Below are 23,838 nucleotides of genomic sequence, written 5' to 3' on the forward strand. Positions count from 1 at the left end.
CGCTCTCTAACAGGGCTTATGTTTCGGCATTGTGAACTATTGACTGTCGATGTTGATCGTGTTGGACTGCGATTGCATGCAACCCGAAGCGCCCGTCACGCGCCGGGTTTGTTTTCGCCCCTCCCTGCGCCGACTCATCGACGTGCTTCTTTTCGACGCCTGCCACCCACCGAGGGAGTAGCACAGTGACACACACTTTCCGAGCCCGCCGGCTCCGCGCCGCCGCCGCCGCGTTCGGGGTGGCCGCCCTTCTGCTCACCACCGCCGCCTGCGGATCGGGTGAGGACAGCGCGGCCTCCGACACGCCCGCCGCGGTCAACGACGAGTACACCGAGACGGCCCGCAAGCTGATCGCCGCCGGCACCGGCGGGATGCTCTACTTCGAGGGCAAGGAAGCCGACATCACCCTCGACAAGATCAAGGTCTACGAGGAGTGGTCCGGGCCGACGACCTCGGTGAAGCCGCCGGCGAACGGCAAGCTCAACATCATCGTCTGCAAGATCGGCACCTCCTGCGAGGAGGTCGGCAAGCGGGCCACCGCCATCGCCGAGAAGCTCGGCTGGAGCGCCGAGATCCTGGACGGCCAGGGCACCCCGGAGGGCTACCAGAAGGCACTGGCCACCGCCGCCGCCAACAAGCCCACCGCCGTCATCACCGTCGCCATCCCGGAGAACCAGGTCGCCGACGGCATCGCCGAGCTGCAGAAGGCGAAGATCCCGGTGGTGGGCGTCTCCGCCGTCGCCGAGGGCGGCGCGGTCGGCTACGACGCGCACGTGTCCAGCCGGGAGACGTTCCAGGCGGTGCTGGCCACGGCGAAGGCCGTCGCCGACTCCAACGGCAAGGCCAAGGTCGTCTTCCTCTGGGACGTCGGCTACCCGCACCTGGTCGAGGCGCTCAACGCCAGCAAGCGCGTGCTCGCCGGCTGCACCGGCTGCGAGCTGCTGGAGGTCCGCGAGCGCACGCTGGCGCAGGCGGTCGACCCGATCGAGATGCAGAACATCACCACCTCGCTGATCCAGAAGCACGGTGACAACCTGCAGTACATCCTCACGCCGTACGGCAACGGCGTGGAGTCCGTCATCGCCGCCATCCGGGCCGCCGGCCGCAACGACATCAAGGTGCTGTCCAAGAACGCCGAGCCGGAGCGGCTGGGCAGCGTGGCCGCCGGTGACCAGCTCGCCGACTTCGGCGCCATCCGCGGCTGGAACGCCTACGCCGCCATCGACCAGGTGGGCCGGCTGGCCGCCGGGCAGCCCGCGCTGCCCGACGCCGAGCAGGGCATCCCGGCCACAGTCTTCGACAAGACGAACGCGCCCAAGGACGGCGCCGTCGACTGGAACAGCTACGTGAACTACGCCGAGCGCTACGAGAAGATGTGGAGCGAGGCCCGATGAGTGCCGCCCCGGTGCTGGAGGCGGTGGGCGTCAGCAAGTCCTACGGCCGGGTACGCGCCGTCACCGACGTCTCCTTCGACGTGCGCCCGGGCGAGATCCTGGGCGTCGTCGGGGACAACGGCGCCGGCAAGTCCACGCTGATGAGCATGGTCAGCGGCGCGCTGGCGCCGGACACGGGCCGCCTGCGGGTGGCCGGCCGGGACCTGACGCCGCACACCATCGGCGGGGCCCGCGCCGCCGGGATCGAGATGATCTACCAGGACCTCGGGCTCTCCGACAACCTGAGCATCGTCGAGAACGTCTTCCTCGGTCGCGAGTGGACCGGCGGCGTACGCGGCCTGCCCGTGCTGCGCAAGCGGGCGATGCGCGAGCGCACCCGCGCGGTGCTGGAGGAACTCGGCATCGACCTGCACGACATGAACGTGCTGGTCGAAGGGCTCTCCGGCGGGCAGCGGCAGATGGTCGCCATCGCCCGCGCGCTGGTCACCGAGAACGAGCCGCGCGTGATGGTGATGGACGAGCCGACCGCCGCGCTCGGCACCACCGAGTCCGACGGCGTCAACGCGCTGATCCGCCGGCTGCGCGACCGCGGCTACGCGGTCATCGTGATCAGCCACCGGATCCCGGAGATCCTGTCGATGGCCGACCGGCTGCTGGTGATGAAGGGCGGCCGCAACGTCTACCACGGCCCCACCGAAGGGCTCGACGTCGAACGGTGCGTGCAGCTGATCGTCGCCGGCACGCTCGCCACGGCCGGGGAGGCGGTCCGATGACCGCCGCCACCACGAAGACGCCGCCGGGCGGCGGCCGCACGGTCGTCAAGCAGAGCGCCGACCGGTCCCGCGCCGGGGCCGGGGAGCGCGCGGTCGAGGGGGTGAGCCGGTTCGGGCTGCTCGGCATGCTCGTCCTGGTGATCGCGGTCTTCTCCGTGCTCACCCCGGAGACCTACTTCACCACCACGAACTTCCGGCTGATCCTGGTCAACCAGACCGTGACGGTGATCGTGGCGATGGCCGCCACGCTGCCACTGCTGGCGCACTACCTGGACGCGTCGGTCGGCCCGATGCTGGGCCTGGCGCAGGGCGTGAGCATCTGGCTGATCGCCGTGCAGGGCGTGCCGATCTGGCTGGCCCTGGTCGCCGTGCTCGCCGTCGGCGTCGCGGTCGGCCTGCTCAACAGCCTGCTGGTGCTGAAGTTCGGCATGAGTTCGATCATCGCGACGCTCGCCGTGGGCAGCCTGCTGATGGGTCTGCTCTACATGGTCACCGGCGGCCGGGTGCTGTACCAGAACGTGCCGCCGGCGTTCACCGAGATCGCCCGCGGCGACCTGGGCGGCGTCCCGCTGCCGCTGATCTACCTCGTGGTGCTGGTGCTGGCGCTGGAGTTCATCGTCGTCTGGACGCCCTTCGGTCAGCGGCTCTACGCGATGGACGGCAACCTGCGCGGCGCCGCCCGGGCCGGCATCGACGTGCGCAGCTACACCATCCGGGCGTTCGTCGGCGCGGCGGTGCTCGCCTCGCTCGCCGGGGTGCTGCTGGCCTCGCGGATCGGTTCGGCCCAGCCCACAGTCGGCGAGCAGTTCCTGCTGCCGGCCTTCGCCGCCGCCTTCCTCGGCGCCGCCGCGCTGCGACCCGGCCGGGTCAACATCCTCGGCACCGTGATCGCCGCGTACTTCATCACCTTCACCATCGCCGGCCTGCAACATCTCGGCGCCGCGACCTGGATCGAGCGCGTCTTCAACGGCCTCGCCGTCATCGCCGGCGTCTCGGTCGCCGCGTGGTCGGTGCGGCGCCGCCGTCAGCTCGCGGTCCGGCACGTCGAACGCCTGGAGCACGACACCACCCCGAAGGGACGTCCCACCCCATGAAGAACGGCTTCTTCGTCCTCGACAACGCCATCCACATGTACAAGCTCACCGACGAGAACATCGACTTCAACCACGGCGGGAAGAAGTCGACGAACGCGCTCGTCGAGTACGCCCGCAAGTACTCCGCCCCGGGCTACCCGTACGACGACATCTCCGGCCGTGAACTGTCGGTCGAGGACGCGTACCGGTTGATGTTCGAGGAGTCCGACACCGACATGGCGATGGCCCAGACGGTGCCCAGCCACGGCGGCTGGAAGCTGGGTTTCTCGCCGGCGGAGAACAACTACCGGCTCAAGGAGGCGTACCCGGACCGGGTGCTGTTCTGTGGCGGCGTCGACCCGATCACCCACGGCCGCTACGGCGCGGTGACCGAGATGATCCGGCAGATCGAGGAGTGGGGCGCCACCAGCTTCAAGTTCTACCAGGCGCACTCCGGCGGCCTGTCCTGGAAGATCGACGACCGGCAGGTCGCGTACCCGCTGTGGGAGACCGCCCTCGAACACGGTGTGACGAACGTGCAGTTCCACAAGGGCCTGGCGTTCAACACCCAGCACATCGCCGACCTGGCGCCGTACGACCTGGAGCGCGCGGCGCAGGACTTCCCCGAGATGACGTTCATCGTGCACCACCTCGGTGAGCCGTTCATCAACGAGACGATCAACATCGCCGCCCGCTACGAGAACATCCACCTCGCGCTGACCGCCTGGATCAACCAGTACCCGGTCGCGCCCCGCGCCGCGCTGCACGCCATCGGCAAGTGCCTGCTGCACGTCGGCCCGGACCGGCTGCTGTGGGGCTCCGAGGCGTTCGTCTGGCCGAAGGTGCAGGCGTACATCGACCTGTTCGCCGAGATGCGCATGCCGGAGGACCTCCAGGACGGTTACGGCTACCCGGAGCTGACCGACGAGATCAAGGAGAAGATCTTCGGCCTGAACTTCGCCCGGGTGCTCGGCATCGACGTGAAGGCCAAGAAGAAGGAGCTGTACGGCAAGAGCGGCAAGAAGTCCGCGAAGAAGGGCCGCAAGGATGGGCGCTGACAAGACGGCGAAGGCCGCCGACCGCGCGCTGGACGGCAAGGTACGCCAGCTCGTCGAGGCGCACGGCGGCGGCGTCACCGTCGACGTGGACGCCGACGGCGACGCCCGGGTCACGTTCCACGGCCGCTGCGCGGCCTGCCCGTCCGCGCCGGTCACCATGGGCTCGCTGGTCCGCCCGGCGCTGCTGAAGATCGAGGGCGTCCGGTCGGTGACCCGGGCGGGCGCGGTCTCCCGGTTCGCCGAGGCCCGTATCGAGAAGATGTTCGGCCTGTCGGAGCCGGCCGGATGACCGGCAGCTTTCCCGACGGGCCGCTGACCGGCGTACGGGTGGTGGAGGCCGGCGTGCTGCTGGCCGGGCCGTTCTGCGCGCAACTGCTCGGCGACTTCGGCGCCGAGGTGATCAAGGTCGAACAGCCGGACGGCGGCGACCCGATGCGGCAGTGGGGGCGGGAGAAGCCGCACGGCAAGTCGCTGTGGTTCCCGGTGGTGGCCCGCAACAAGAAGTCGGTCACCTGCAACCTGCGGATGCCCGAGGGGCAGCAGCTCATGCGCGACCTGCTCGCCGGCGCCGACGTGTTCGTGGAGAACTTCCGCCCGGGCACGCTGGAACGCTGGGGGCTCGCGCCGGAGGAGCTGCACCGGATCAACCCGCGGCTGGTCGTCGTGCGGGTCACCGCGTTCGGGCAGGACGGCCCGTACGCGTCCCGCGCCGGCTACGGCTCGATCGGCGAGGCGATGGGCGGGATCCGGCACGTCACCGGCGACCCGTCCACGCCGCCGAGCCGCATCGGCGTGAGCCTCGGCGACTCGCTGGCCGGCACGTTCGCCGCGCTCGGCGCCATGATGGCGTTGCGGGTGGCGGGCAGTACCGGCCAGGGCCAGGTGGTGGACAGCGCCATCTACGAGTCGGTGCTGGCGCTGATGGAGTCGCTGGTGCCGGAGTACGCGCTCACCGGCTACGTCAGGGAGCGGACCGGCTCCATCCTGCCCAACGTGGCGCCGAGCAACGCGTACCCGACCCGCGACGGCGCCACGGTGCTGATCGCCGCGAACCAGGACACGGTGTTCCGCCGCCTGGCGGCGGTGATGGGCCGCCCGGACCTGGCCGACGACCCCCGGTACGCCACCCACGCCGCGCGCGGCGCGCACCAGGCCGAACTGGACGACCTGATCGCGGCGTGGACCGTCACGTTCGAGCCGGCCGCGCTGCTGCGGCTGCTGCATCTGGGCGGCGTACCGGCCGGGTCGGTCTACACCGCCCGGGAGATGCTGGCCGACGAGCACTTCGCCGCGCGCGAGGCGATCGTCGAACTCGACCACCCGGAGATGGGCGCGTTCCCGATGCAGAACGTCGCGCCCCGGCTGTCCCGCACCCCGGGCCGGCTGCGTTCGGTGGGCCCCCGGCTGGGTGAGCACACCGACGAGGTCCTGCGCCAGGTGCTGTGCCTGGCCGACGACCGGATCACCGAACTGCGCGCCGCCGGCGCGATCTGAGGAGGCAGTCATGGCGAAGAACCCGCACGTGGTGAAGAAGCGCTCGATCTCCGCGCCGGCCGCGCGGGCGATGGTGGCCGCCGCCGTCGCCCGGGCCGAGGAGATGGGCTTCGCGGTCACCGTCGCGGTGTGCGACGAGAGCGGCGTGCTGAAGGCGTACGAGCGGATGGACGGCGCGCCGCTGGTGAGCGTGCAGCTGGCGCAGGACAAGGCGTACACGGCAGTCGGTTTCGGGCTGAGCAGCGACGGCTGGTACGACTTCATCAAGGACGACGGCCCGCTGGCCATGGGCGCCCCGCCCGCGATCGACCGGCTGGTGACCTTCGGCGGCGGCTATCCGGTGAAGGTCGACGACGTGCTGGTCGGCGGCATCGGGGTCAGCGGCGGCCACTACACGCAGGACATGGAGGTCGCGCAGGCCGGACTGAAGGCGCTGTCTTGAACGTCGAGATCGTCGAGGTCGGCCCCCGCGACGGCCTGCAGAACCACCCGGCGGAGCTGACCACCGCGCAGAAGGCCGAACTGGTGCGCCGGGCGGTCGCGGCGGGCAGCCGGCGCGTCGAGGTGACGAGCTTCGTCAACCCGGCCAAGGTGCCGAAGCTCGCCGACGCCGACGCGTTGACGGCGCTGGTCCGCGACGAGCCGGGCCTGGCCTCGATCGGCCTGGTGATGAACGGGCGCGGTCTGGACCGGGCCGTCGCCGCAGGCGTCACCGAGGTCAACTTCGTGGTGGTCGCCACCGACACGTTCTGCCGGCGCAACCAGGGCACGACCACCGCCGAGGCGGTGGCGGAGGTGCGGCGGCTGCTGCCCCGGGCCCGCGAGCATGGGCTGCGTGCCTCGGTCACCGTCGGGGCCGCGTTCGGGTGCCCGTTCGAGGGGGAGACGCCGCCGGAGCGCGTGCTGCGCGTCGTCGACGACCTGGCACCGGTGGCGCCGGACGAGGTGGCGCTCGCCGACACCATCGGTGTGGCCGTGCCGTCCCAGGTGGAGCGGCTGTTCACCGCCGTGCGCGAGCGCACCGCCGCGAGCCTGCGCGGGCACTTCCACAACACCCGCAACCTGGGCCTGGCGAACGTCCTGGCCGCCGTCGGGGCCGGGGCGCGGGCGATCGACGCCAGCGTCGGCGGCATCGGCGGCTGCCCGTTCGCGCCGGCCGCCACCGGCAACGTGGCCACCGAGGACGTGGTGTACGCGCTGGAACGCTCCGGGACGCGTACCGGGGTGTCGCTGGACGCGGCGATCGGCAACGCCAGGTGGCTGGGCGAGGTGTTCGGCACGGAGCTGCCGGGCATGCTGAGCCGGGCCGGTGGATTCCCGTGACCGGGCCGCTGTCCGGACTGCGGGTGCTGGACCTGACCAGCACGTTCTCCGGCCCGTACTGCACGCTGATGCTGGCCGACCTGGGCGCCGAGGTGATCAAGGTGGAGCCGCCGGGCGGGGACATCGCCCGCCAGCTCGGCGCCGCCCGTACCCCGGGCATGGCGGCGGTGTTCCTCAACATGAACCGGGGCAAGAAGAGCGTCCTGCTGGACCTCAAGGCGCCCGCCGACCGGGCCGCGTTCGACCGGCTGGTGCCGACGGTGGACGTGCTGGTGCACAACATGCGCCCGGCCGCCGCGGCCCGGCTCGCGCTCACCTACGACGACGTGCGCGCGCTGCACCCGGCGATCGTCTACTGCGCGATCCCGGGTTTCCGGGGCACCGGCCCGCACGCCGACCGGCCCGCCTACGACGACGTGATCCAGGGCGCCTCCGGGATCGCCCGGCTCCAGAGCGTCAACCAGGACCAGCCCGGGTACGTGGTCACGCCGCTCGCCGACAAGATCACCGGGCTGACCGCGTCCACCGCCGTGCTCGCCGCGCTGCGGCACCGCGACGCCACCGGCGAGGGGCAGCGGGTCGAGGTGCCGATGTTCGACACGATGGTCGCCTTCGGCCTGCTCGAACAGCTCGACGGCTGGACGTTCGAGCCACCCACCGGGCCGCCGCTCTATCCGCGTACCGCCGCACCGAACCGCCGCCCGTACGCCACCGCCGACGGGCACCTCTGCGTCCTGATCTACACGGGCCGGCAGTGGGAACGGTTCCTCACCCTGGTCGGGCGCGCCGACCTGCTGCGCCATCCCGACTACGACACCGTCGGCAAGCGGATCGCCAACGCCGACGGGCTCTACCGGGTGGTCGCCGAGGTGCTGCGCGGGCGCACCACAGCCGAGTGGCTGGCGGAGCTGTCCGCGATCGACGTGCCGTGCGCGCCGCTGGCCGGCTACGAGGAGATCCTGCGCGAGGAGGAAGAGGCCGGGACCGGCCTGGTGTCGATCGTCGAGCACCCGGTGGCCGGGCGGCTGCGCAGCATCGCCTCGCCGATCGTCATGTCGGGCTCGCCGCTGCCGGCCGGCCGGCTCGCGCCGACGCTCGGCGAGCACACCGACGAGGTGCTCGCCCGCGGCGGCACCGGGGGGAGCAGCGGATGAGGGGCAGGGTCGCCGTCGTCACCGGCGCCGGATCGGGGATCGGGCTCGAGGTCGCCCGCCGGCTGGCCGGCGAGGGCGCCGAGGTCGTCTCCGCCGACCTGGACGTCTCCGCCTGCGCGGGGGTCGCGGTCACCGCCGACCTGGGCACCCCGGCCGGCGTCGCCGCCGTCGTGCGGGAGGTGACCAGCCGGTACGGCGGCGCGGACGTGCTCGTCAACAACGTGGCGCTCGCGCCGTACCGGGACGCGTTCACCGACATCGACGACGCCGCCTGGCAGCGCACCTGGGACGTGAACGTGATGTCCTGCGTGCGCCTGTGCCGCGCGCTCGTGCCGCTCATGGTCGAGCGGGGCGGCGGCAGCGTGGTGAACGTCGGCTCCGAGGCGGCGCGGCACCCGAAGCCGCACATGCTCGACTACGCGGTCAGCAAGGCCGCGCTGCTCAGCCTCGCCAAGGGCCTGGCTCTGGAGTACGGCCCGCGGGGCGTGCGGGTGAACACCGTCGCGCCCGGCCCGACCCGGACCGCGACCATGGACGCCTACCTGGAGTCGGTCGCGCTCCGGCTCGGCATCGACGTCTCCGCCGCCGCCGACCACGTGGTGCACGAGTTGCGCCGGCTGCCCCTGGGCCGGATGAACGAGCCGGAGGACGTGGCCGAGGTGGTGCTGTTCCTCGCCGGGGACCGGGCCCGGCAGGTGACCGGCTCGGAGTACGCCGTCAACGGCGGTTCCACCGCGTCGATGTAGGTTCACCATCGGTGAACAGAGGGGGACGCATGGGCCGGGCCACGCAGTCGGCGTACGAGTCGATCAAGACGCGCATCCTCGGCGGGGCGTACGAGCCGGGGAAGAAGCTCTCCGAGGAGGATCTCGCCGCCGCGGTGGGGGTGAGCCGCACCCCGGTACGGGAGGCGCTGCGCCGGCTGCACGCCGAGGGCCTGGTGGACTGGGAGGCCAACCGGGGCGCCACCGTCCCGGCCTGGCGGGAGCAGGACCTGGAGGAGATCTTCGAGCTGCGTGCCCTGCTGGAGGGGTACGGCGCCGAGCTGGCCGCGACCCGGATCACGCCGGAGGAGATCGCCCGGCTGCGCGAGCTGTGCGCCGAGATGGAGGGCTACGCGGCCGGCCAGCGGCGGGACCGGGCGGACCGGATCGCGGTCTGCAACGCGCAGTTCCACGAGATCATCCTGGGCGCCGGGCGGAACCGCCGGCTGAGCGCGCTGCTCGGGGCGGTGGTGCAGACGCCGCTGGTGAACCGCACGTTCCGCCGGTACGACGAGGCGGCGATGGCGCGCAGCATGTCGCACCACCGGGAGCTGATCGACGCGTTCGAGGCGCGCGACCGGGCCTGGGCCGGCTCGGTGATGCGGGCGCACATCCTGGCCGCCCGCGCCACCCTCGGCACGCCCTGACCCGTGCCGGGCCGGGACGCGTCGCACCCGTCGACGGTCCCCGGCCCGGCGTCACGGTTCAGCCGGCGGACGCCTCGGCGCGGCGTACCACCTCGGTGGCGGCGCGCACCACGGCCCGGTCGAGCAGCCGGCCGTCGGCGTCGGTGGCCACCCCGGAGCCGCCGCGTTCGGCCTGCTCCAGCGCCGCCAGCACGGCCCGGGCGGAGGCCACCTCCTCTGCGGTGGGGGTGAACACCTCGTTGATCGTCGCGACCTGCCCGGGGTGGATGGCGCTGCGCGCCCGGAAGCCCTGCCGCAGCAGCGCTCGGGTGGTCCGCTCCAGCCGCTCCGGGTCGCGCAGCGTCGTCTCCACCGGCCCCACCGCGGGGGCGATGCCCGCTGCCGCCGACGCGACGACGACCTGGGCGCGGATCGGGGCGAACTCGGCGCGGTCCGGTCCGGGCTGCAATCCCAGCTCGCCGGCGAGGTCCGCCTCGCCGAGGCCGAGCCGCAGCACCCGGGGCGCTTCGGCCACCCGCGGCGCGGTGAGCACGCCCCGGGCGGTCTCGATCAGCGCCACCACCCGGAACGCCGGGGCGTCCGGGCCGAGCCGCCGCTGCACCCGGGTCAGCGCGGCGTCGACCTCGGCGAGCAGCTCCGGCTCGGCCTTCGGCACCCACACCCCGGCCGCCGCGGGGGAGAGCACCTCGACGTCCGCCTCGACCTGGTCGCTGTTGATCCGCACCCACAGCGCGGGGCCGGACGGCGCGGCGGCGCCCAGGTACCCGGCGACCGTCTCCCGGGCCTGCGCCTTGCGAGCGGGTGTGACCGCGTCCTCCAGGTCGAGCACGAGCGCGTCCGCGCCCCGCCCGGCCGCCTTGTCCAGCAGGTCCGCCCGGTCGCCCGGCACGTACAGGTAACTGCGCGCCACCGCCATCCGTCGTTCCCCCTACCGCTGCGGGCGGGCGAGGTAGCGGCCGGCCGGCTCGCCGGTCACCTTGCCGTCGACGAGCACGTGCTGCCCGCGGACGAAGGTGTCGGTGACCCGGGCGGTCAGTTCGAAGCCCTCGAACGGCGTGTACTCCTGCGTCGACTCGGAGTCCTCGGCGCGCACCGTCCAGGTCGAGTCCGGGTCGACCAGGCAGATGTCGGCGTCGTACCCCTGCGCGATGGCGCCCTTGTTGCGCAGGCCGAAGCGCTGCGCCGGGTTCCACGAGGTCAGCTCCGCCACCCGCTGGTACGACAGGCCGCGCCGGTTGCCCTCGGTGACCAGTCCGGGCAGCAGGTACTCGGCGCCGCCGAACCCGGACTTGGCGACGAAGATGTCGTCGCGCGGCTCACCGAACTTGACCTCGTCCTTGCAGCAGGCGTGGTCGCTGACCACCCAGTCGATCTTGCCGTCCAGGACGTACCCCCAGAGCGCCTCGACGTCGGCGCGCGGGCGCAGCGGCGGGTTGACCTTGCCGCCCAGGCCGTGCGCGGTGTCGATGTCGGCCACCAGGTGGCCGATTGTCACCTCGCGGCGGAAGTCGATGTGCGGGAACGCCCGCGCCATCCGCAGCGCCGCGTCGACAGCCTTCTCCGAGGTCAGGTGCAGCAGGTTGATCTTCGGCAGCCCGGTCTCGTGCGCCAGGTACGACGCGATCGACACGGCCAGTCCCTCGGAGTGCGGCGGCCGCGACGCGTGGTACGCCTCCAGCCCGCGCAGCGTGCCGTCCTGCTCGACCTGCTTGGTGTACGCGCTCATGATCTCGGCGGTCTCGCAGTGCAGCGACAGCGAGATCTCGTCGGCCAGCTCGGGGAAGCGCTCACGGGCCGCCTGGACGCCCCGCATCACGAACTCGAAGTGGGCGTAGTCGTACCGCTCGCCCTCCGGGATCATCAGGAAGGAGTTCTGGTCGGCGGAGCGGCCGTGCAGGCCGTGGCTGCCGTAGAACATGAAGATCTTGAACGAGGTGACCCCGTGCTCCTCGACCAGCGACGGCACCTCGCCGATGTGCTCCCGCGACATCGGCGCCAGGTGGAAGCCGTAGTCGATGTAGGAGCGGCCCTCCGTGGCGGCCAGCACCTCGGGGAAGAAGTCGGCGTACCGGCCGCCCCGGTTGAGGTAGTACTGCCCGGTGCGCATGTAGTTCAGCGCCGTGGTGACGCCGCCCTGCACCGAGGCGCGGCTCTCCGAGACGGCGTCCTCGCTCAGCGGGTTGTAGATGCCCCAGTGCTGGTGCGCGTCGACCACGCCGGGGAAGGCGAGCCGGCCGCCGCCGTCGACGACCTGGGCGGCCTCCGCCCGGTCGATCTGCGGGGCGACGCGGCTGATCCGCCCGTCGGTGACCGCGATGTCCATCAGCTCGGGCTCGGGCCGGTCGTGCCGGACCACGCGGACGTTCGTCAGCAGCAGGTCGTAGGTGCTCATGGTGTTGCTCCTCGTGCTCGGTTCAGCGGCGGTTGATCAGGCCCATCAGGCCGTGGACGTCGGGGGCCCGGTCCAGCCGGTGGACCTCCTCGGTGATGCGGTCGGCGGTCGCCTCCGGCAGGGCGGCGGCGTTGGTGCGGAACTTGACCGCCAGTTCGGCGTCACTGAGCGGACGCTGCGGCCCGCCCCGGTTGGCGAGCACCTCCTGCACCCACTCCCGCCCGTCGCGGGTGACCACCCGCAGCACGGCCGGGAACTGGTGCGGGAAGATCGCGTCGCACCGCTCGTCGCCCACCACGTCGACCAGCGCCATCAGCGCCCGCCGCTGCGGGTCGTGCGCCAGGGCGTCGGTGAAGTCGGCGAGGTCCACGCCGAGACCGCCGCCGCCGACCAGGCCGGCGACCACCGCGTACGGGCCGCTGAACTGCGCCTCGTAACCGGTCTGCGGCGCACGCTTGCGCTCGATGGGCTGGCCGATGGTGCGCACCGTCGGCGACGGTACGCCGAGCGTGATCGACTCGATCTCGTCCAGCGGCAACCCGCGCTCGCGCAGCGCGATCGCCGCGTCGATGGCGGCGTGGGTGAAGTGGTTCGCCGGGTACGGCTTGAAGAAGATGCCCGGTACCGCCCAGTCGGTGCCGAGCCCGCGGACGATCTCGTCGCCGTCGAACTCGCCGCGCAGGAACGCCTGGAAGAAGCCGAAGCGTCCCTCCAGCACGGTCGGCGGCCCGGTCACGCCGTGCCGGGCCAGCTGCGCGGCGCTGACCGCCGCGTGCGCCGCCCAGCCGCAGTGGATCCGCTTGACTGTGCCGCCGTTGCGGTTGGACTCGATCAGCCCGGCCGCCATCGAGGCGGACACCCCGAGCGCGTCGAGCGCGCCGTCGGCGTCCAGCTTCAGCAGCCGGGCCGCCGCGACCGCGCCACCGAGCGTGCCGCAGATCGAGGTGGCGTGCTGCCCGTGCTCGAAGAAGACGGAGTTGCCGGCCGCCGGGTCGTAACCGGCCATGCCGAGCCGGACGCACACCTCCAGGCCGACAGCGATGGCCGCGACGGTCTCCCGCCCGGACGCCCCGGAGGCCTCGGCGGCGGCGAGCGCGGCCGGCACCACCGACGCGCTGGGGTGCAGCACCGAGGGCAGGTGCGTGTCGTCGTAGTCGAGCGAGTGCGCCAGCACGCCGTTGGCGAACGCGGCCAGCGCGGCCGGAACCTTCTCGTCCAGTCCGACGGCGGTGGCCTGGCCCCGGCCGCCCTGCTCGGCGACGTAGTCCAGCGCCGCCTGGCTGGTCGGCAGCGGCCGGGCCGCCACGCACAGGCCGAGCACGTCCAGGACGCGGGCCCGGACGCTCGCGACCACGTCGTCGGGCAGCGTCTCGGCGGCGGTGTCGGCGGCGAAGGCGGCCAGGTGGCGGCCCAGGGTCGGCTCAGCCACGGCTGATCACCGCCAGCGGGCGCACCGGGGAGCCGGTGGCGCCGTACAGCGGCAGCGGCGCCATGACGAAGGTGAACTCGTGCACCCCGTCGCGGGCCAGCTCCTCCAGCGCCATCGTCTCGATCAGGTAGATGCCGTGCTCCACCAGCAGGATCCGGTGCGCCGGCAGCGTGCTGTGGCCCTTGCCCGGCGGCAGGCACTCGAAGGCGATGGTGTCCGCGCCGGCCGCGTGCACGCCGCGCTGCGCCAGCCAGGTGGCGCCGTCCGCGCCGACCCCCGGCACGCCGGAGTCCTTGCCGATGTACTGGTTGCGGTCCTCGTGGTCGAACAGCCGACCCCAGCCGCTGCGGATGAGCACCACGTCGCCCGCGCCCACCGGCGTGCCCTGCCGGGACACCGCGGCGTCCAGGTCGGCGGGGGTGATCTCGTAGCCGGGCTCGCAGCTCTGGACGCCCAGCGCCGCGGGCACGTCCAGCAGCACGCCGCGGCGCACCATCGGCGCGACCGTGTGCACGCCCAGCTCGTCGAACCGGCCGCCGACCTGCGCCGCGGCGGCGTCGGCGCCGCCGTGCAGCCGGCCGTCCTGGGAGACGTGCGCGAGCGCGTCGACGTGCGTGCCGACGTGCGTGCCCATCACCAGCAGGTCGTTGGCGGCGGAGCCGCCGTCGGCCCGCACCATGTCGCCGTGGCGGCGCGGCAGGGTGAGCCCGAACGCCGGGTGGTTCGGTGACTGCGGCATGCCGGCGGTCAGCCGCCGGCCCAGGTCGTAGGTCGTGACGCCGGCCTGCACGGCGTCGAGCAGGCGGTCGGCGGTTCTGGCAGTGGTGCCCACGGGGTTCCTCGCGTTTCGGCTGTCGGCGTCGTCAGGCGACGACGCCACGGGCTTTCAGGTCGGCGATCTCGGCCGGGTCGCAGCCGAGCTCCTCGACGAGCAGGGCGTCGGTGTCGGCGCCGGGGGAGCGGCCGGTGAACCGGATCCGGCCCGGCGTCTCCGACATCCGCCACATGACGTTGTGCATCCGCATCGGGCCGAGGTCCGGATCGTCGACCGTCGTGATCATCTCGGTGGCCTGGACGTGCGGGTCCTCGACGATGTCCTTGGCGCTGTAGACCGGGGCGACAGCGGCGCCGGCCTCGGCGAACGCCGCCGCCACCTCGTCGCGGGTCCGCTCGGCGATCCACGAGCCCACGTACTCGTCGAGCAGGTCCGCGTGCGCCACCCGCCCGACGCCGGTACGGAACCACGGCTCGTCGATCACCTCGGGGTGGCCCACCAGCCGCAGCACCCGTTCGGCGATGGCCTGGGCGCTGGTGGAGATCGCCACCCACGAGCCGTCCTTGGTCTGGTACGTGTTGCGCGGCGCGTTGTTCGTCGAGCGGTTGCCCTGCCGCTGCTCCACCACGCCGAGCTGGTCGTAGACGGTGGGACCGGGACCGACAGCGGTCATGATCGGTTCCAGCAGGCTCATGTCGACGACCTGGCCCCGGCCGCCGGAGCGCTCCCGGTGCCAGAGCGCCATCATCACGGCCGACGAGGTGGCGATGCCGCAGATGCTGTCCGCCAGCCCGAACGCGGGCAGCGTGGGCGGGCCGTCGGCGGTGCCGGTCAGGTGGGCGAAGCCGCTCATCGCCTCGGCCAGGGTGCCGAACCCGGCCCGGGAGGCGTACGGGCCGGTCTGCCCGAAGCCGGTGATCCGGGCGATCACCAGACCGGGGTTGACCCGGTGCAGCTCCTCCGGGCCGACGCCCCAGCGCTCCAGCGTGCCCGGCCGGAAGTTCTCCACCAGCACGTCGGCCCGCTCGGCCAGCCGCAGCAGCAGCGCCGCGCCCTCCGGCGCGGACAGGTTCAGCCCGACCAGCCGCTTGTTGCGGGAGATCTCCTTCCACCACAGGGGATGGCCGTCCTTGGCCTTGCCGTGGCCGCGCATGCTGTCACCCATGGTCGGATGTTCGATCTTGATCACGTCGGCGCCGTAGTCGCCGAGGATCTGACAGCACAGCGGTCCGGCGAGGATCGTCGAGACGTCCAGCACCCGCAGGCCCGTCAGCGGTCCGTCACTCACCTGTTCCACCTCCCCAGTTCTGTTCCTGACCCGTCCGGCCGGCGACACGCTGCGCCGGCGGCCGGAAACCCAGTTCGGCGGAGATCTCCGCCGCCGCCGCGGCGACCAGCGCACCGTGCGCGGCGCACACCTCCGGGGTGAACCGGTTCTGCGGCCCGCACAGCGAGATCGAGCCGAACACCTGCCCGGTCGCGTAGCGCACCACCGCGGCGACGCTGCCGGCCCCGTTCTGCCGTTCACCCATGCTCACCGCGTACCCCTGGCGGCGGACCCGGGCCAGCTCGGCCCGCAGCTTCGCGGTGGAGGTGATGGTGGCCGGGGTGACCGCGTCCAGCGGGTGGTGGCCGAGGTAGTCGTCCACCTCGGCGTCCGGCAGCGCCGCCAGGATCGCCTTCGACGACGACCCGGAGTGCAGCGCGTGGCTGGTGCCCAGGGACACCGACATCCGGACCTCGTGCGGCGAGAGCACCTGGTCGATGTAGACGCGCGACCAGCCCTGCCGCACCGACAGCGTGGCGGTCTCGCCGCTGTCGCGGACCAGCCGGACCAGGTACCGGCGCGCGATGTCCGGCACGTCCAGGGCACGCAGCGCGGCCAGGCCCACCGCCAGCGCGCCGGTGCCGAGGCGGTACCGCTTGGTCTCCTCGTTGAAGGTGAGGAAGTTGTCGGCCACCAGCTCCTTGAGGATCCGGTGGGCGACCGCCTTCGGCAGGCCCAGTTCCCGCGCGATCGTCGACACGCCGAGGGTCTCCGGTGCCCGTTCGGCGATGATGTTGACGATGTCGAGGGCGCGTCCCAGACCGGAGCGGGTCCGGCCGGCGCTGCTCTCGACGACCGTTGTCGTGATCATCTCTGTTCCTCCAGTGTCGACGTACGTGGGCGGGGTCGCCGGGCGTCAGGCTGGTGCGACGGGGGTCTTCCCGGGCGGTAGGCCGCCGGCCTGCCGGGGTCGCTCCCGCGCGATGACGAGCGCCACCGAGGCGAGCACCACGGCACCGGCGAGCACCTGTCGTCCGGACAACGATTCATCCAGCACCATCATGCCGAGCAGGACCGCCACCACCGGGTTGACGTACGCGTAGGTGGACGCGAGCTGGATCGGCGCGTTGCGCAGCAACCAGGTGTAGACGCTGAAGCCGACCACTGTGCACACCAGCATCAGGTAGGTCCACGCCAGCCAGGACCGGCCCGTCACGTCGGCCGGGCGGAAGCGCCCCAGCTCACCGCTGACCACGCTCGCCACCGCCACCGCGACGCCACCGACGAGCATCTGCCAGCCGGTGCCGACCAGGTGGTCGGCCGGCATGTGCAGCCGCTGCGACAGCGTCGAGCCCAGCGCCCACACCATCGTGGAGACCACCACCAGCAGCATCCCGCCCAGGTGCCATCCCTGCGTCGGCACCGAGAACAGCAGCGCCAGCCCGGCCACCCCGCCGAGCACGCCCACCACCGCCAGCGGTGACGGCCGCGCGCCGGTGGCCAGCCGCAGCACCAGCACCCACAGCGGCATGCCGGCCACCAGCAGCGACGTCAGCGCCGTCGGCACGTACTGCTGACCCAACGCGAGCAGCGCGCTCCCCGCACCGACCATCAGCAGCCCGCTGGCGCCCACGCCGCCCCACTGCCGCCGGGGCAGCAGGAGCCCGGCCGGTCCCCGGCGCAGCGCCGCCACCGCGAACAGCAGCAGCGCGGCGGCCAGGAACCGGGCCGAGGTGGCGACCAGCGGCGGGATGCTGTCCAGGGCCACCCGGTTGCCCAGGTAGGTCGAGCCCCAGATCAGGTAGACCGCGCCGAGCCCGGCGGCCAGGGCCATCGGGCCGGCGGGCCGCGGCGGATCCGCCGGGTGGCGGACCGCTGCGGGCCGGGTCAGGTCAGCGGTGGCCATCGACCCGGATCGCCACCGCGGTGTTGCCCCGCAGGGCGTTCGAGTAGGGACACATCCGGTCGGCCAGCTCCACCGCGCGTTCCAGGTCCGCCTGCGGGCACTGCGGCGCGGACACGTCCAGCGTCACGGCGATCGCGTACCGGCCGTCCTGCGTCTGCCCGAGGGAGACCGAGGCGGTCACCGTCGTCGGACCGGGCTTGACGCCGGCCTGCCGGGCGGCCACCGTGAGCGCGCTGTCGAAGCAGGCCGCGTAGCCGGCCGCGAACAGCTCCTCCGGGTCGGTGCCGGGCGCGTCCGGACCCCGCTGCGCGGGACGGGTCAGGTCGACCCGCAGCGACCCGGTCAGCGACCGGGCGCTGCCGCCCCGGCCGCCGGAGACCTCGACGGTCGCGGTGTAGAGCGTGTTCGCCGGTACGACCTTCGCCTCGGCGACCGGGGTGCCCGCGTTCACGCCGCCACCTCCCGCCCGAGGTCGGCGTGCACCTGCGCGGCGACCGCGTCGGCGAACGCCTCCGGCTGCTCGTCGGCCACGAAGTCGGTGCCACCGGGGATGGTGACCAGCTCGGCGCCGGGCAGCGCGGCCCGCACCTGCGGCGTCATCCGGTCCAGCAGGTCGTCGGCGCCGTGCAGCAGCACGATGGGCAGTGCGTCCAGGGCGGCGGTGTCCACGTGGTGGTCGAACACCGCCCGGTACGCGGTGGCGTAGTCCGGGCCGGTCAGCAGGTACTCGGTGACCTGGCGGTCCGCCTCCTCCGGGGTCAGGCGGGGGTACAGGCCGTACACCCGGTCCCAGATCACCTTCAGGTGCCCGCCGTCGCGCGCCGGCACGTAGCCGGGCGCGTACGACCGCTTCTTCTCCGCCCGCTCCTGCTCGTCGTAGAGCGGGATGCCCTGGAGGATCAGCCGGTGCACCCGCTCCGGCGCGGACATCAGCGCCTGGGCGCCGACGATCGCGCCGGTGTGCTGCCCGAGCAGGTGCACCCGGGACAGTCCGAGGGCGTCGGCGAACTGCCACACCCCGGCCGCGTACTCCGGGATGGACCACGGGCGCGGCGGCGCGTCCGACATGCCGAAGCCCGGCGTGTCCGGGGCGATCACCCGCAGGCCGCGGCGGGCCAGCGGCTCGATCACCGCGTCGTAGGTGGCCGAGGAGAGCGGGGACTGATGCAGCATCAGCAGCACCGGGGCGTCGGCGTCGCCGCCGTGCCGGTAGTGCACCTGACCCCACGGCACGTCGACGTAGGCGCGGCGGGCCACACCGCGGGCCCGGGTCACTCCGCCACCGCCAGCGCCGCCATGACCTCGATGACGTGCTTGATGCCGGCCTTGTAGTCGTCCAGCCGGATGTTCTCGTTCGGGCCGTCCACGCCGGAGTCGGCCCGGGAGACGCCGACGCCGACGATCGGGCGGTCGGCGATCACGCCCTGGTTGCCGATCCACTGCGTGTACGGCTCGATCACCGGCTCGGTCCCGTACACCCGGCGGGCCGCGTCGGCGACCAGCGCGACGAACGGGTCGCGGTGGTCGGTGAGGTTGGGCCGGCTGGTCGCCATCACCTCGATGCGCAGGTCACCGAAGCCGGTCGCCGCCAGGTGGTCGCGGATGCAGCCGAGCACCCGGTCCGGGTCCTGGCCGGGGACCAGCCGGATCTCCAGCTTCGCCGAGGCGGTCGACGGGATGCCGAGTGTCACGTCGTCGCGCATGTCGCCGCCGGCGAAACCGGCGACGGTGAGCGTCGGCACGGTCCGGATGGCCACGGCGGCGGCCTGGTCGTCCAGGTCACCGGTGAACCGGTCGACCTGGGCCCGCTTGCGCAGGAAGTCCCCGTCGAACGCCACCTTCTCCAGCAGCGCCCGCTCCTCGTCGGTCGGCGGCCGGGCGTCGTCGGCGAATCCGGGGATCGTCACGGTGCCGTCGGGCCGCTGCAGCTGCGCCAGGGCGGCGGCCAGCCGGGCCGTGGCGGCCGGCAGCAGCGCGGTGTTCTGGCTGGTCAGGTCGCGCGGCAGGGTCTGCGCGGTGAGCCGCAGGTAGAGCACGCCCTTCTCGGCGAGTTTGAGCAGCAGCCGGTCCTCGCCGTCGAGCCAGGAGTTCTCCCACAGCGCCGCGTCGCTGGCGAGCCGGTCGGCGTGCGCCTGCACGAACGAGCCCAGACCCGGGCTGTGCAGCCACTTCTTGCCCTCGAAGATGATCCGGTTGGTCACCGGCGGGGTCAGCCCGGCCAGCTTCCAGGCCGCCGCCGCGTGGATGCGGGACATGACGACGCCCTTGTCGTCGGCCACGCCCCGGGCGTACAGCCGGCCGTCGTGGATCTCCGCCGCGTACGGCGGGCTGATCCAGTCGGCGTCGTCACCGGCCGGCTCGACCTCAACGTCGTAGTGGGTGAAGTGCAGCAGTGCCTTGTCACCCTCGCCCGGCACCTCGGCCAGCACGTACGGGTACGACTGCTCCCATGGGATGATCTCGGCTTCGCCGCCCCAGCGGCGGACCGACCCGGCGATGAACTCGGCGGTGGCCTCCATCTGCTCCGGCTCCTGGCGGCGGCTGCGGATGCGGCACAGCTGCTGGAGCTCCTCGACGAACTCGTCGAAGTGCGCGTCGACGGCCGCGAGAGCGGCCGCGGTATCCGGTTTGGGCATGGTGGTCCTCACAGAAGGGGTCGGAGAGGGGGGAAGTCAGTGGATGGTGACGCCGCCGTCGACGAAGATCGTCTGCCCGGTGGTCATGGCGGCGGCGTCACTGAGCAGGTAGGCGACCGCGTTGGCGACGTCCTGCGGCTGCGCCATCCGGCCCAGCGGGATGCTCGCCATCTTGTCGGCCAGGTACGCCTCGTCACCGCGTACGTCGGAGGTCATGTCGGTGGGGACGATCGTGGGTCCGACGGCGTTGACCCGGATCCGGTCCGGCGCCCACTCCAGGGCCAGCACGCGCGCCATGTGCATCACGCCGGCCTTGCTGACGCAGTACCCGAGCGTGTTCAGCACCGCGATGTGCCCGTTCGTGGAGCCGATGTTCACCACCGCGCCGCGGGTCTGCCGCAGCGCCGGGTACGCGGCCTGGCACATCCGGAACGTGCCGGTCAGGTTGACGTCCAGGACGGCGGTGAAGTCCTCCTCCGACATCGTGGCCGCCGGCCCGCGCCGGACGATCCCGGCGTTGTTGACGAGCAGGTCGAGGCGGCCGTGGGAGTCGAGTACCTCGGCCACCAGGTCGGTGCAGGAGGCGGCCGACCGGACGTCCACCCGGTGCCGGGTGTGCGCGCCGCCGGTCAGCTCGGCCTCCGCCCAGTCGTCGAGCAGGTCGGCCTGCGCCACAGTCGCGCCGCGCTGTGCGAGGGTCGCGGCGATCCGGGCGCCGATGCCGCGGGCCGCACCGGTGACCAGTGCCACCCGCCCGTCGAACCGGTTCGGGTCGGTGTTCATGTCTCGTGTCCTGCCTTTCCCGTTCGGCCACCGGCCGGGCGGGCGTGAACCACGCCCGGCCGGTGCTCCGCACGCGTGACGACGGTCCCGTCAGCTGTCGTCACGCGCCGATCACCTTCGTGTCCTCGGCCCAGAAGGCCAGGCGCTTCTGCAGCAGCCGGATCACGAAGTGCGCCACCAGACCCATCACCGACAGGACCACCAGGACGGCGAACATGCCGGCGATGTCGAAGTTGTAGTTGGTCTGCAGCAGCAGGTAGCCCAGGCCCTCCTTGGCGCCGATGAACTCGCCGACGACCGCGCCGAGGATGGCGAAGACGATGCCGATGTCCAGGCCGGCGAAGATGAACGGCAGCGCGCTGGGCAGCCGGACCATCCGGAAGATCTGGGTCTTGCTCGCGCCGAACACCGTCAGCATCTGGATCTTGTCGGCGTCGGCCGCCCGCAGACCCTCGATGACGTTGACCAGCATCGGGAAGAACGAGATCACCGCGGCCATGACCACCTTGCTGGTCAGGCCGAAGCCGAACCAGACCACGAACAGCGGGGCCAGGGCGACCTTCGGCACGGTCTGGAAGGCCACGATGTACGGCATCAGGGTGGCTTCGACGATCTTGATCTGGGAGATGAACGTGCCGAGCAGCAGCGCGGCCCCGACACCGATCACGAACCCGAGCAGCGCCTCCTGGGTGGTCACCCAGAAGTGACCCCAGAACTGGTCGTCGCCGAGCTGCTGCCACAGCGACTCGACCACGCTCGACGGCAGCGGCAGGACGTACTCGTCGACGCCGATGAGCTGGACGCCGTACTCCCAGGCCAGCACGACCACGACGAAGACCGTCGGGACCAGCCAGAGCTGGGGCTTCTCGCGGAGGTCGAACTTGCGCCGGGCGGGCCGGGCGGGCCGGGCGGACGGCGCCGGTGGCTGGGCCGGCTCGCGGACCAGGTTGCTTGTTGCCATGGCTGTCCCTCGTCAGTCGATAACGCCGGCGGCGTTGAAGTGTCGGCGGATCCGCTCCACGTAGACCCCGGCCCGGTCGGACGACATGACGCCGAGGTCACGCGGCCGCTCCAGGTCGATGTCCATGACCTCCGCGATACGGCCCGGCCGGGGGCTGAGCACGACGACCCGGTCGGAGAGGAACACCGCCTCCGGGATGGAGTGCGTGACCAGCACGATCGTCTGGTTGCTCTCCTGCCAGATGCGCAGCAGTTCCACGTTCATGTACTCGCGGGTCATCGCGTCGAGCGCGCCGAACGGCTCGTCCATCAGCAGTACCGCCGGGTCGTGCACGAGCGCCCGGCAGATGCCGGCCCGCTGCTGCATGCCGCCGCTGAGCTCGTGCGGGTACTTCTGCTCGAAGCCGTTGAGACCGACCATCTCGAGCAACTGCTGCGCGCGTTCCCGGTGCCGGCGGGGATCCAGTCGCTGGATCTCCGCCGGCACCATCACGTTGTCGAAGATGGTGCGCCACGGCAGCAGCGTCGGTGCCTGGAACACCATCCCGACCTCGGGAAGGGGCTTCGTCACGTCCCGCCCGGCGATCCGTACCGCGCCGCCGGACTTCGGGCTGAGCCCGGCGAGGATCTTCAGCAATGTGGTCTTGCCGCACCCGGACGGTCCCACGACCGAGATGAACTCGCCGCGACGTACCGTCAGGTTGATGTCGCTCAGCGCCTGGGTCGGTGCCGACTTCCGGGGCCGGTACTCCTTGTCCAGCCCGTCGATCTCGATCCAGGAGTCTTCCGACACCGATGCCGGAGCCTGCGTCTGCGCCCGGCGGGCCGTCGCCTTGATGGCCATCGAAATCCCTTCCGCTGTCCGCTGCCTAGGCGGTGTAGTTCGCGGCCTTGCTCAGCACCGCGGCCTTGTCGAAGTCGTTCGCGCCGGAGAGCAGGCTCGGGTCCCACAGCTTCTTCAGGTCCACGTCGCCGGTGATCTGCCCGGCCTCCTTGGTGTACGCCTGGGTCTTCGCCCACTCGTCGTCGCTGATCGCGCCCCAGTCGCCGAACTGCTCCGGCTCGCCGCTGGCCGGGGTGGCCGTCTTCAGCCAGGCGGTGAGGCTCTCGGTGTCGGCCTTCAGGCGCTCGTCGGCGGACTTGCCGGCGAGGATCTGCGGGAAGACCTTGTAGCCGATCTTCATGGCGGCCTCGGGGTTCTTCGCCGAGAAGAGCATCGCCTTGTACGCCGCGCGCAGGAACCGCTCGTACGAGTCCTTCTTGGCGTCGAAGTCACGGGCGCCGACGCTGAAGGTCAGCGACCGGATACCGGTGAACACGTCCGGGTTGGTCAGGTACTTCAGCTCGGTGCCGGCGTTCTCGATGACCGCGTACGCCTGGGTGTAGAGCGCCAGCATGTCGACCTTGCCGTCGTTGAGCGCGGCGGCGGCCTGCGCGCCGACGCCCACCGGCAGCAGCTCGACGTCCTTGGCCGGGTCCAGGCCGGCGGCCTTGACGTAGGCGCGGGCGTACGGGGCCGAGCCGGAGGCCAGGCTGATCACGCCGATCTTCTTGCCGCGCAGGTCCGCGCCGCCGGTGATCGGGGAGTCCGGCTTCACCGCCATCACCCACGGCCAGTTCTGCACCAGGCCGCCGATCGCCTTGATCGGCACGTTCTTCTCCACCGCGCCGAGCGCCGAGCCGGCGTCGGCGGGGGTGATGTCACCGCTGCCGGACGCGACCGCCTGGAGGGCGGCGACCGAGCCGTCGGCGTTGATCGTCTCGACGGTCAGCTTCTCCTCGGCGAAGTAGCCGAGTTCCTTGGCGACCGCGTAGACGGCCACCTCCTCCTTCGGGCCGATCACGGCGGAGGCGATGGCCATGGTCAGCTTCGCCTCCTTGCCCTCGCCACCGGCGCCGTCGTCGGAGCCGCCGCCGCACGCGGACAGGACCAGCGCGGCGGCCAGCGCCGCCGGGAGCAGAGCCCACTTCCGTTTCATATGCACACACCTCGTCATGAGTCGGGGGAGA

25 protein-coding genes are annotated in these 23,838 nt (G+C 72.3%); 11 read left to right on the top strand and 14 right to left on the bottom strand.

Annotation, left to right across the window (positions count from 1 at the left end; translation table 11 throughout):
- The first annotated feature begins 185 nt into the window (after nucleotides 1-185).
- The 11 genes from M8C11_RS01695 to M8C11_RS01745 are packed head-to-tail and all read left to right on the top strand — an operon-like array spanning nucleotide 186 to nucleotide 9,680.
- Entirely contained in the window at nucleotides 186-1,394 is a 1,209-nt protein-coding gene (locus M8C11_RS01695; protein WP_252447984.1) for a substrate-binding domain-containing protein, read from the top strand.
- A complete protein-coding gene (locus M8C11_RS01700; protein ID WP_135240670.1) occupies nucleotides 1,391-2,167 on the top strand; it encodes an ATP-binding cassette domain-containing protein in 777 nt (258 codons plus the stop codon). Before M8C11_RS01695 ends, M8C11_RS01700 begins: the two co-directional genes overlap by 4 nt.
- Nucleotides 2,164-3,261 carry an ABC transporter permease gene (locus M8C11_RS01705; RefSeq protein ID WP_252447986.1) on the top strand — a complete coding sequence of 366 codons (1,098 nt, stop codon included), beginning with the start codon at nucleotides 2,164-2,166 and terminating at the stop codon, nucleotides 3,259-3,261. The genes M8C11_RS01700 and M8C11_RS01705 overlap by 4 nt, the downstream gene beginning before the upstream one ends.
- Entirely contained in the window at nucleotides 3,258-4,298 is a 1,041-nt protein-coding gene (locus M8C11_RS01710) for an amidohydrolase family protein (RefSeq protein WP_135240668.1), read from the top strand. The genes M8C11_RS01705 and M8C11_RS01710 overlap by 4 nt, the downstream gene beginning before the upstream one ends.
- Complete coding sequence (locus tag M8C11_RS01715) at nucleotides 4,288-4,587, top strand: NifU family protein (protein WP_052166116.1); 300 nt, start codon at nucleotides 4,288-4,290, stop codon at nucleotides 4,585-4,587. The genes M8C11_RS01710 and M8C11_RS01715 overlap by 11 nt, the downstream gene beginning before the upstream one ends.
- Nucleotides 4,584-5,792 (top strand): CaiB/BaiF CoA-transferase family protein, encoded by a 1,209-nt coding sequence (locus M8C11_RS01720; protein ID WP_135240667.1) that lies wholly within the window; start codon nucleotides 4,584-4,586, stop codon nucleotides 5,790-5,792. The genes M8C11_RS01715 and M8C11_RS01720 overlap by 4 nt, the downstream gene beginning before the upstream one ends.
- Nucleotides 5,793-5,802: 10 nt before the next feature.
- On the top strand, nucleotides 5,803-6,234 hold the full coding sequence (locus M8C11_RS01725; protein WP_135240666.1) for a heme-binding protein: 432 nt from the start codon (nucleotides 5,803-5,805) through the stop codon (nucleotides 6,232-6,234).
- Entirely contained in the window at nucleotides 6,231-7,115 is an 885-nt protein-coding gene (locus tag M8C11_RS01730) for a hydroxymethylglutaryl-CoA lyase (protein ID WP_135240665.1), read from the top strand. The genes M8C11_RS01725 and M8C11_RS01730 overlap by 4 nt, the downstream gene beginning before the upstream one ends.
- Complete coding sequence (locus tag M8C11_RS01735; protein WP_252447987.1) at nucleotides 7,112-8,269, top strand: CaiB/BaiF CoA-transferase family protein; 1,158 nt, start codon at nucleotides 7,112-7,114, stop codon at nucleotides 8,267-8,269. The genes M8C11_RS01730 and M8C11_RS01735 overlap by 4 nt, the downstream gene beginning before the upstream one ends.
- Entirely contained in the window at nucleotides 8,266-9,015 is a 750-nt protein-coding gene (locus M8C11_RS01740) for an SDR family NAD(P)-dependent oxidoreductase (protein ID WP_252447992.1), read from the top strand. Before M8C11_RS01735 ends, M8C11_RS01740 begins: the two co-directional genes overlap by 4 nt.
- A 29-nt stretch (nucleotides 9,016-9,044) precedes the next feature.
- Nucleotides 9,045-9,680, top strand: a complete 636-nt coding sequence (locus M8C11_RS01745; RefSeq protein WP_013286904.1) for a GntR family transcriptional regulator — start codon at nucleotides 9,045-9,047, stop codon at nucleotides 9,678-9,680.
- Between the two features lie 58 nt (nucleotides 9,681-9,738).
- Here the strand turns inward: M8C11_RS01745 and M8C11_RS01750 are convergent, their stop codons facing one another.
- The 14 genes from M8C11_RS01750 to M8C11_RS01815 all read right to left on the bottom strand — a co-directional run bounded on the left by M8C11_RS01750 (nucleotide 9,739) and on the right by M8C11_RS01815 (nucleotide 23,807).
- Complete coding sequence (locus M8C11_RS01750) at nucleotides 9,739-10,596, bottom strand: CoA ester lyase (RefSeq protein ID WP_252447994.1); 858 nt, start codon at nucleotides 10,594-10,596, stop codon at nucleotides 9,739-9,741.
- 12 nt (nucleotides 10,597-10,608) lie between these two features.
- Nucleotides 10,609-12,072, bottom strand: a complete 1,464-nt coding sequence (locus M8C11_RS01755; RefSeq protein ID WP_120569441.1) for a dihydroorotase family protein — start codon at nucleotides 12,070-12,072, stop codon at nucleotides 10,609-10,611.
- 22 nt (nucleotides 12,073-12,094) lie between these two features.
- Nucleotides 12,095-13,501, bottom strand: coding sequence for an MmgE/PrpD family protein (locus tag M8C11_RS01760; protein ID WP_252447996.1), 1,407 nt, complete (start codon nucleotides 13,499-13,501; stop codon nucleotides 12,095-12,097).
- The gene (locus tag M8C11_RS01765) at nucleotides 13,494-14,333 is read right to left on the bottom strand and encodes a cyclase family protein (protein WP_252448001.1); all 840 of its coding nucleotides are present in this window, start codon (nucleotides 14,331-14,333) and stop codon (nucleotides 13,494-13,496) included. Before M8C11_RS01765 ends, M8C11_RS01760 begins: the two co-directional genes overlap by 8 nt.
- Before the next feature lie 31 nt (nucleotides 14,334-14,364).
- Entirely contained in the window at nucleotides 14,365-15,564 is a 1,200-nt protein-coding gene (locus M8C11_RS01770; RefSeq protein WP_252448003.1) for a CaiB/BaiF CoA-transferase family protein, read from the bottom strand.
- The gene (locus tag M8C11_RS01775) at nucleotides 15,557-16,414 is read right to left on the bottom strand and encodes an IclR family transcriptional regulator (protein WP_121685366.1); all 858 of its coding nucleotides are present in this window, start codon (nucleotides 16,412-16,414) and stop codon (nucleotides 15,557-15,559) included. The genes M8C11_RS01770 and M8C11_RS01775 overlap by 8 nt, the downstream gene beginning before the upstream one ends.
- A gap of 45 nt (nucleotides 16,415-16,459) precedes the next feature.
- Entirely contained in the window at nucleotides 16,460-17,449 is a 990-nt protein-coding gene (locus M8C11_RS01780) for an EamA family transporter (RefSeq protein ID WP_252448013.1), read from the bottom strand.
- Nucleotides 17,436-17,900 carry an Ohr family peroxiredoxin gene (locus M8C11_RS01785; RefSeq protein WP_252448036.1) on the bottom strand — a complete coding sequence of 155 codons (465 nt, stop codon included), beginning with the start codon at nucleotides 17,898-17,900 and terminating at the stop codon, nucleotides 17,436-17,438. Before M8C11_RS01785 ends, M8C11_RS01780 begins: the two co-directional genes overlap by 14 nt.
- Nucleotides 17,897-18,724 carry an alpha/beta fold hydrolase gene (locus M8C11_RS01790; protein WP_252448037.1) on the bottom strand — a complete coding sequence of 276 codons (828 nt, stop codon included), beginning with the start codon at nucleotides 18,722-18,724 and terminating at the stop codon, nucleotides 17,897-17,899. Before M8C11_RS01790 ends, M8C11_RS01785 begins: the two co-directional genes overlap by 4 nt.
- Nucleotides 18,721-20,085 (bottom strand): M20/M25/M40 family metallo-hydrolase, encoded by a 1,365-nt coding sequence (locus M8C11_RS01795; protein ID WP_123109430.1) that lies wholly within the window; start codon nucleotides 20,083-20,085, stop codon nucleotides 18,721-18,723. Before M8C11_RS01795 ends, M8C11_RS01790 begins: the two co-directional genes overlap by 4 nt.
- A 36-nt stretch (nucleotides 20,086-20,121) precedes the next feature.
- Entirely contained in the window at nucleotides 20,122-20,868 is a 747-nt protein-coding gene (locus M8C11_RS01800) for an SDR family NAD(P)-dependent oxidoreductase (protein ID WP_252448039.1), read from the bottom strand.
- A gap of 100 nt (nucleotides 20,869-20,968) precedes the next feature.
- Nucleotides 20,969-21,829 carry an ABC transporter permease gene (locus M8C11_RS01805; protein WP_091417004.1) on the bottom strand — a complete coding sequence of 287 codons (861 nt, stop codon included), beginning with the start codon at nucleotides 21,827-21,829 and terminating at the stop codon, nucleotides 20,969-20,971.
- A 12-nt stretch (nucleotides 21,830-21,841) separates the two neighbouring features.
- Nucleotides 21,842-22,672 carry an ABC transporter ATP-binding protein gene (locus M8C11_RS01810; RefSeq protein ID WP_181726621.1) on the bottom strand — a complete coding sequence of 277 codons (831 nt, stop codon included), beginning with the start codon at nucleotides 22,670-22,672 and terminating at the stop codon, nucleotides 21,842-21,844.
- A gap of 25 nt (nucleotides 22,673-22,697) precedes the next feature.
- Nucleotides 22,698-23,807, bottom strand: a complete 1,110-nt coding sequence (locus M8C11_RS01815) for an ABC transporter substrate-binding protein (protein WP_252448040.1) — start codon at nucleotides 23,805-23,807, stop codon at nucleotides 22,698-22,700.
- Nucleotides 23,808-23,838: the final 31 nt, after the last annotated feature.

The sequence above is a fragment of the Micromonospora sp. CPM1 genome (assembly GCF_023896895.1).
Taxonomy (GTDB): Bacteria; Actinomycetota; Actinomycetes; order Mycobacteriales; family Micromonosporaceae; genus Micromonospora; species Micromonospora tulbaghiae.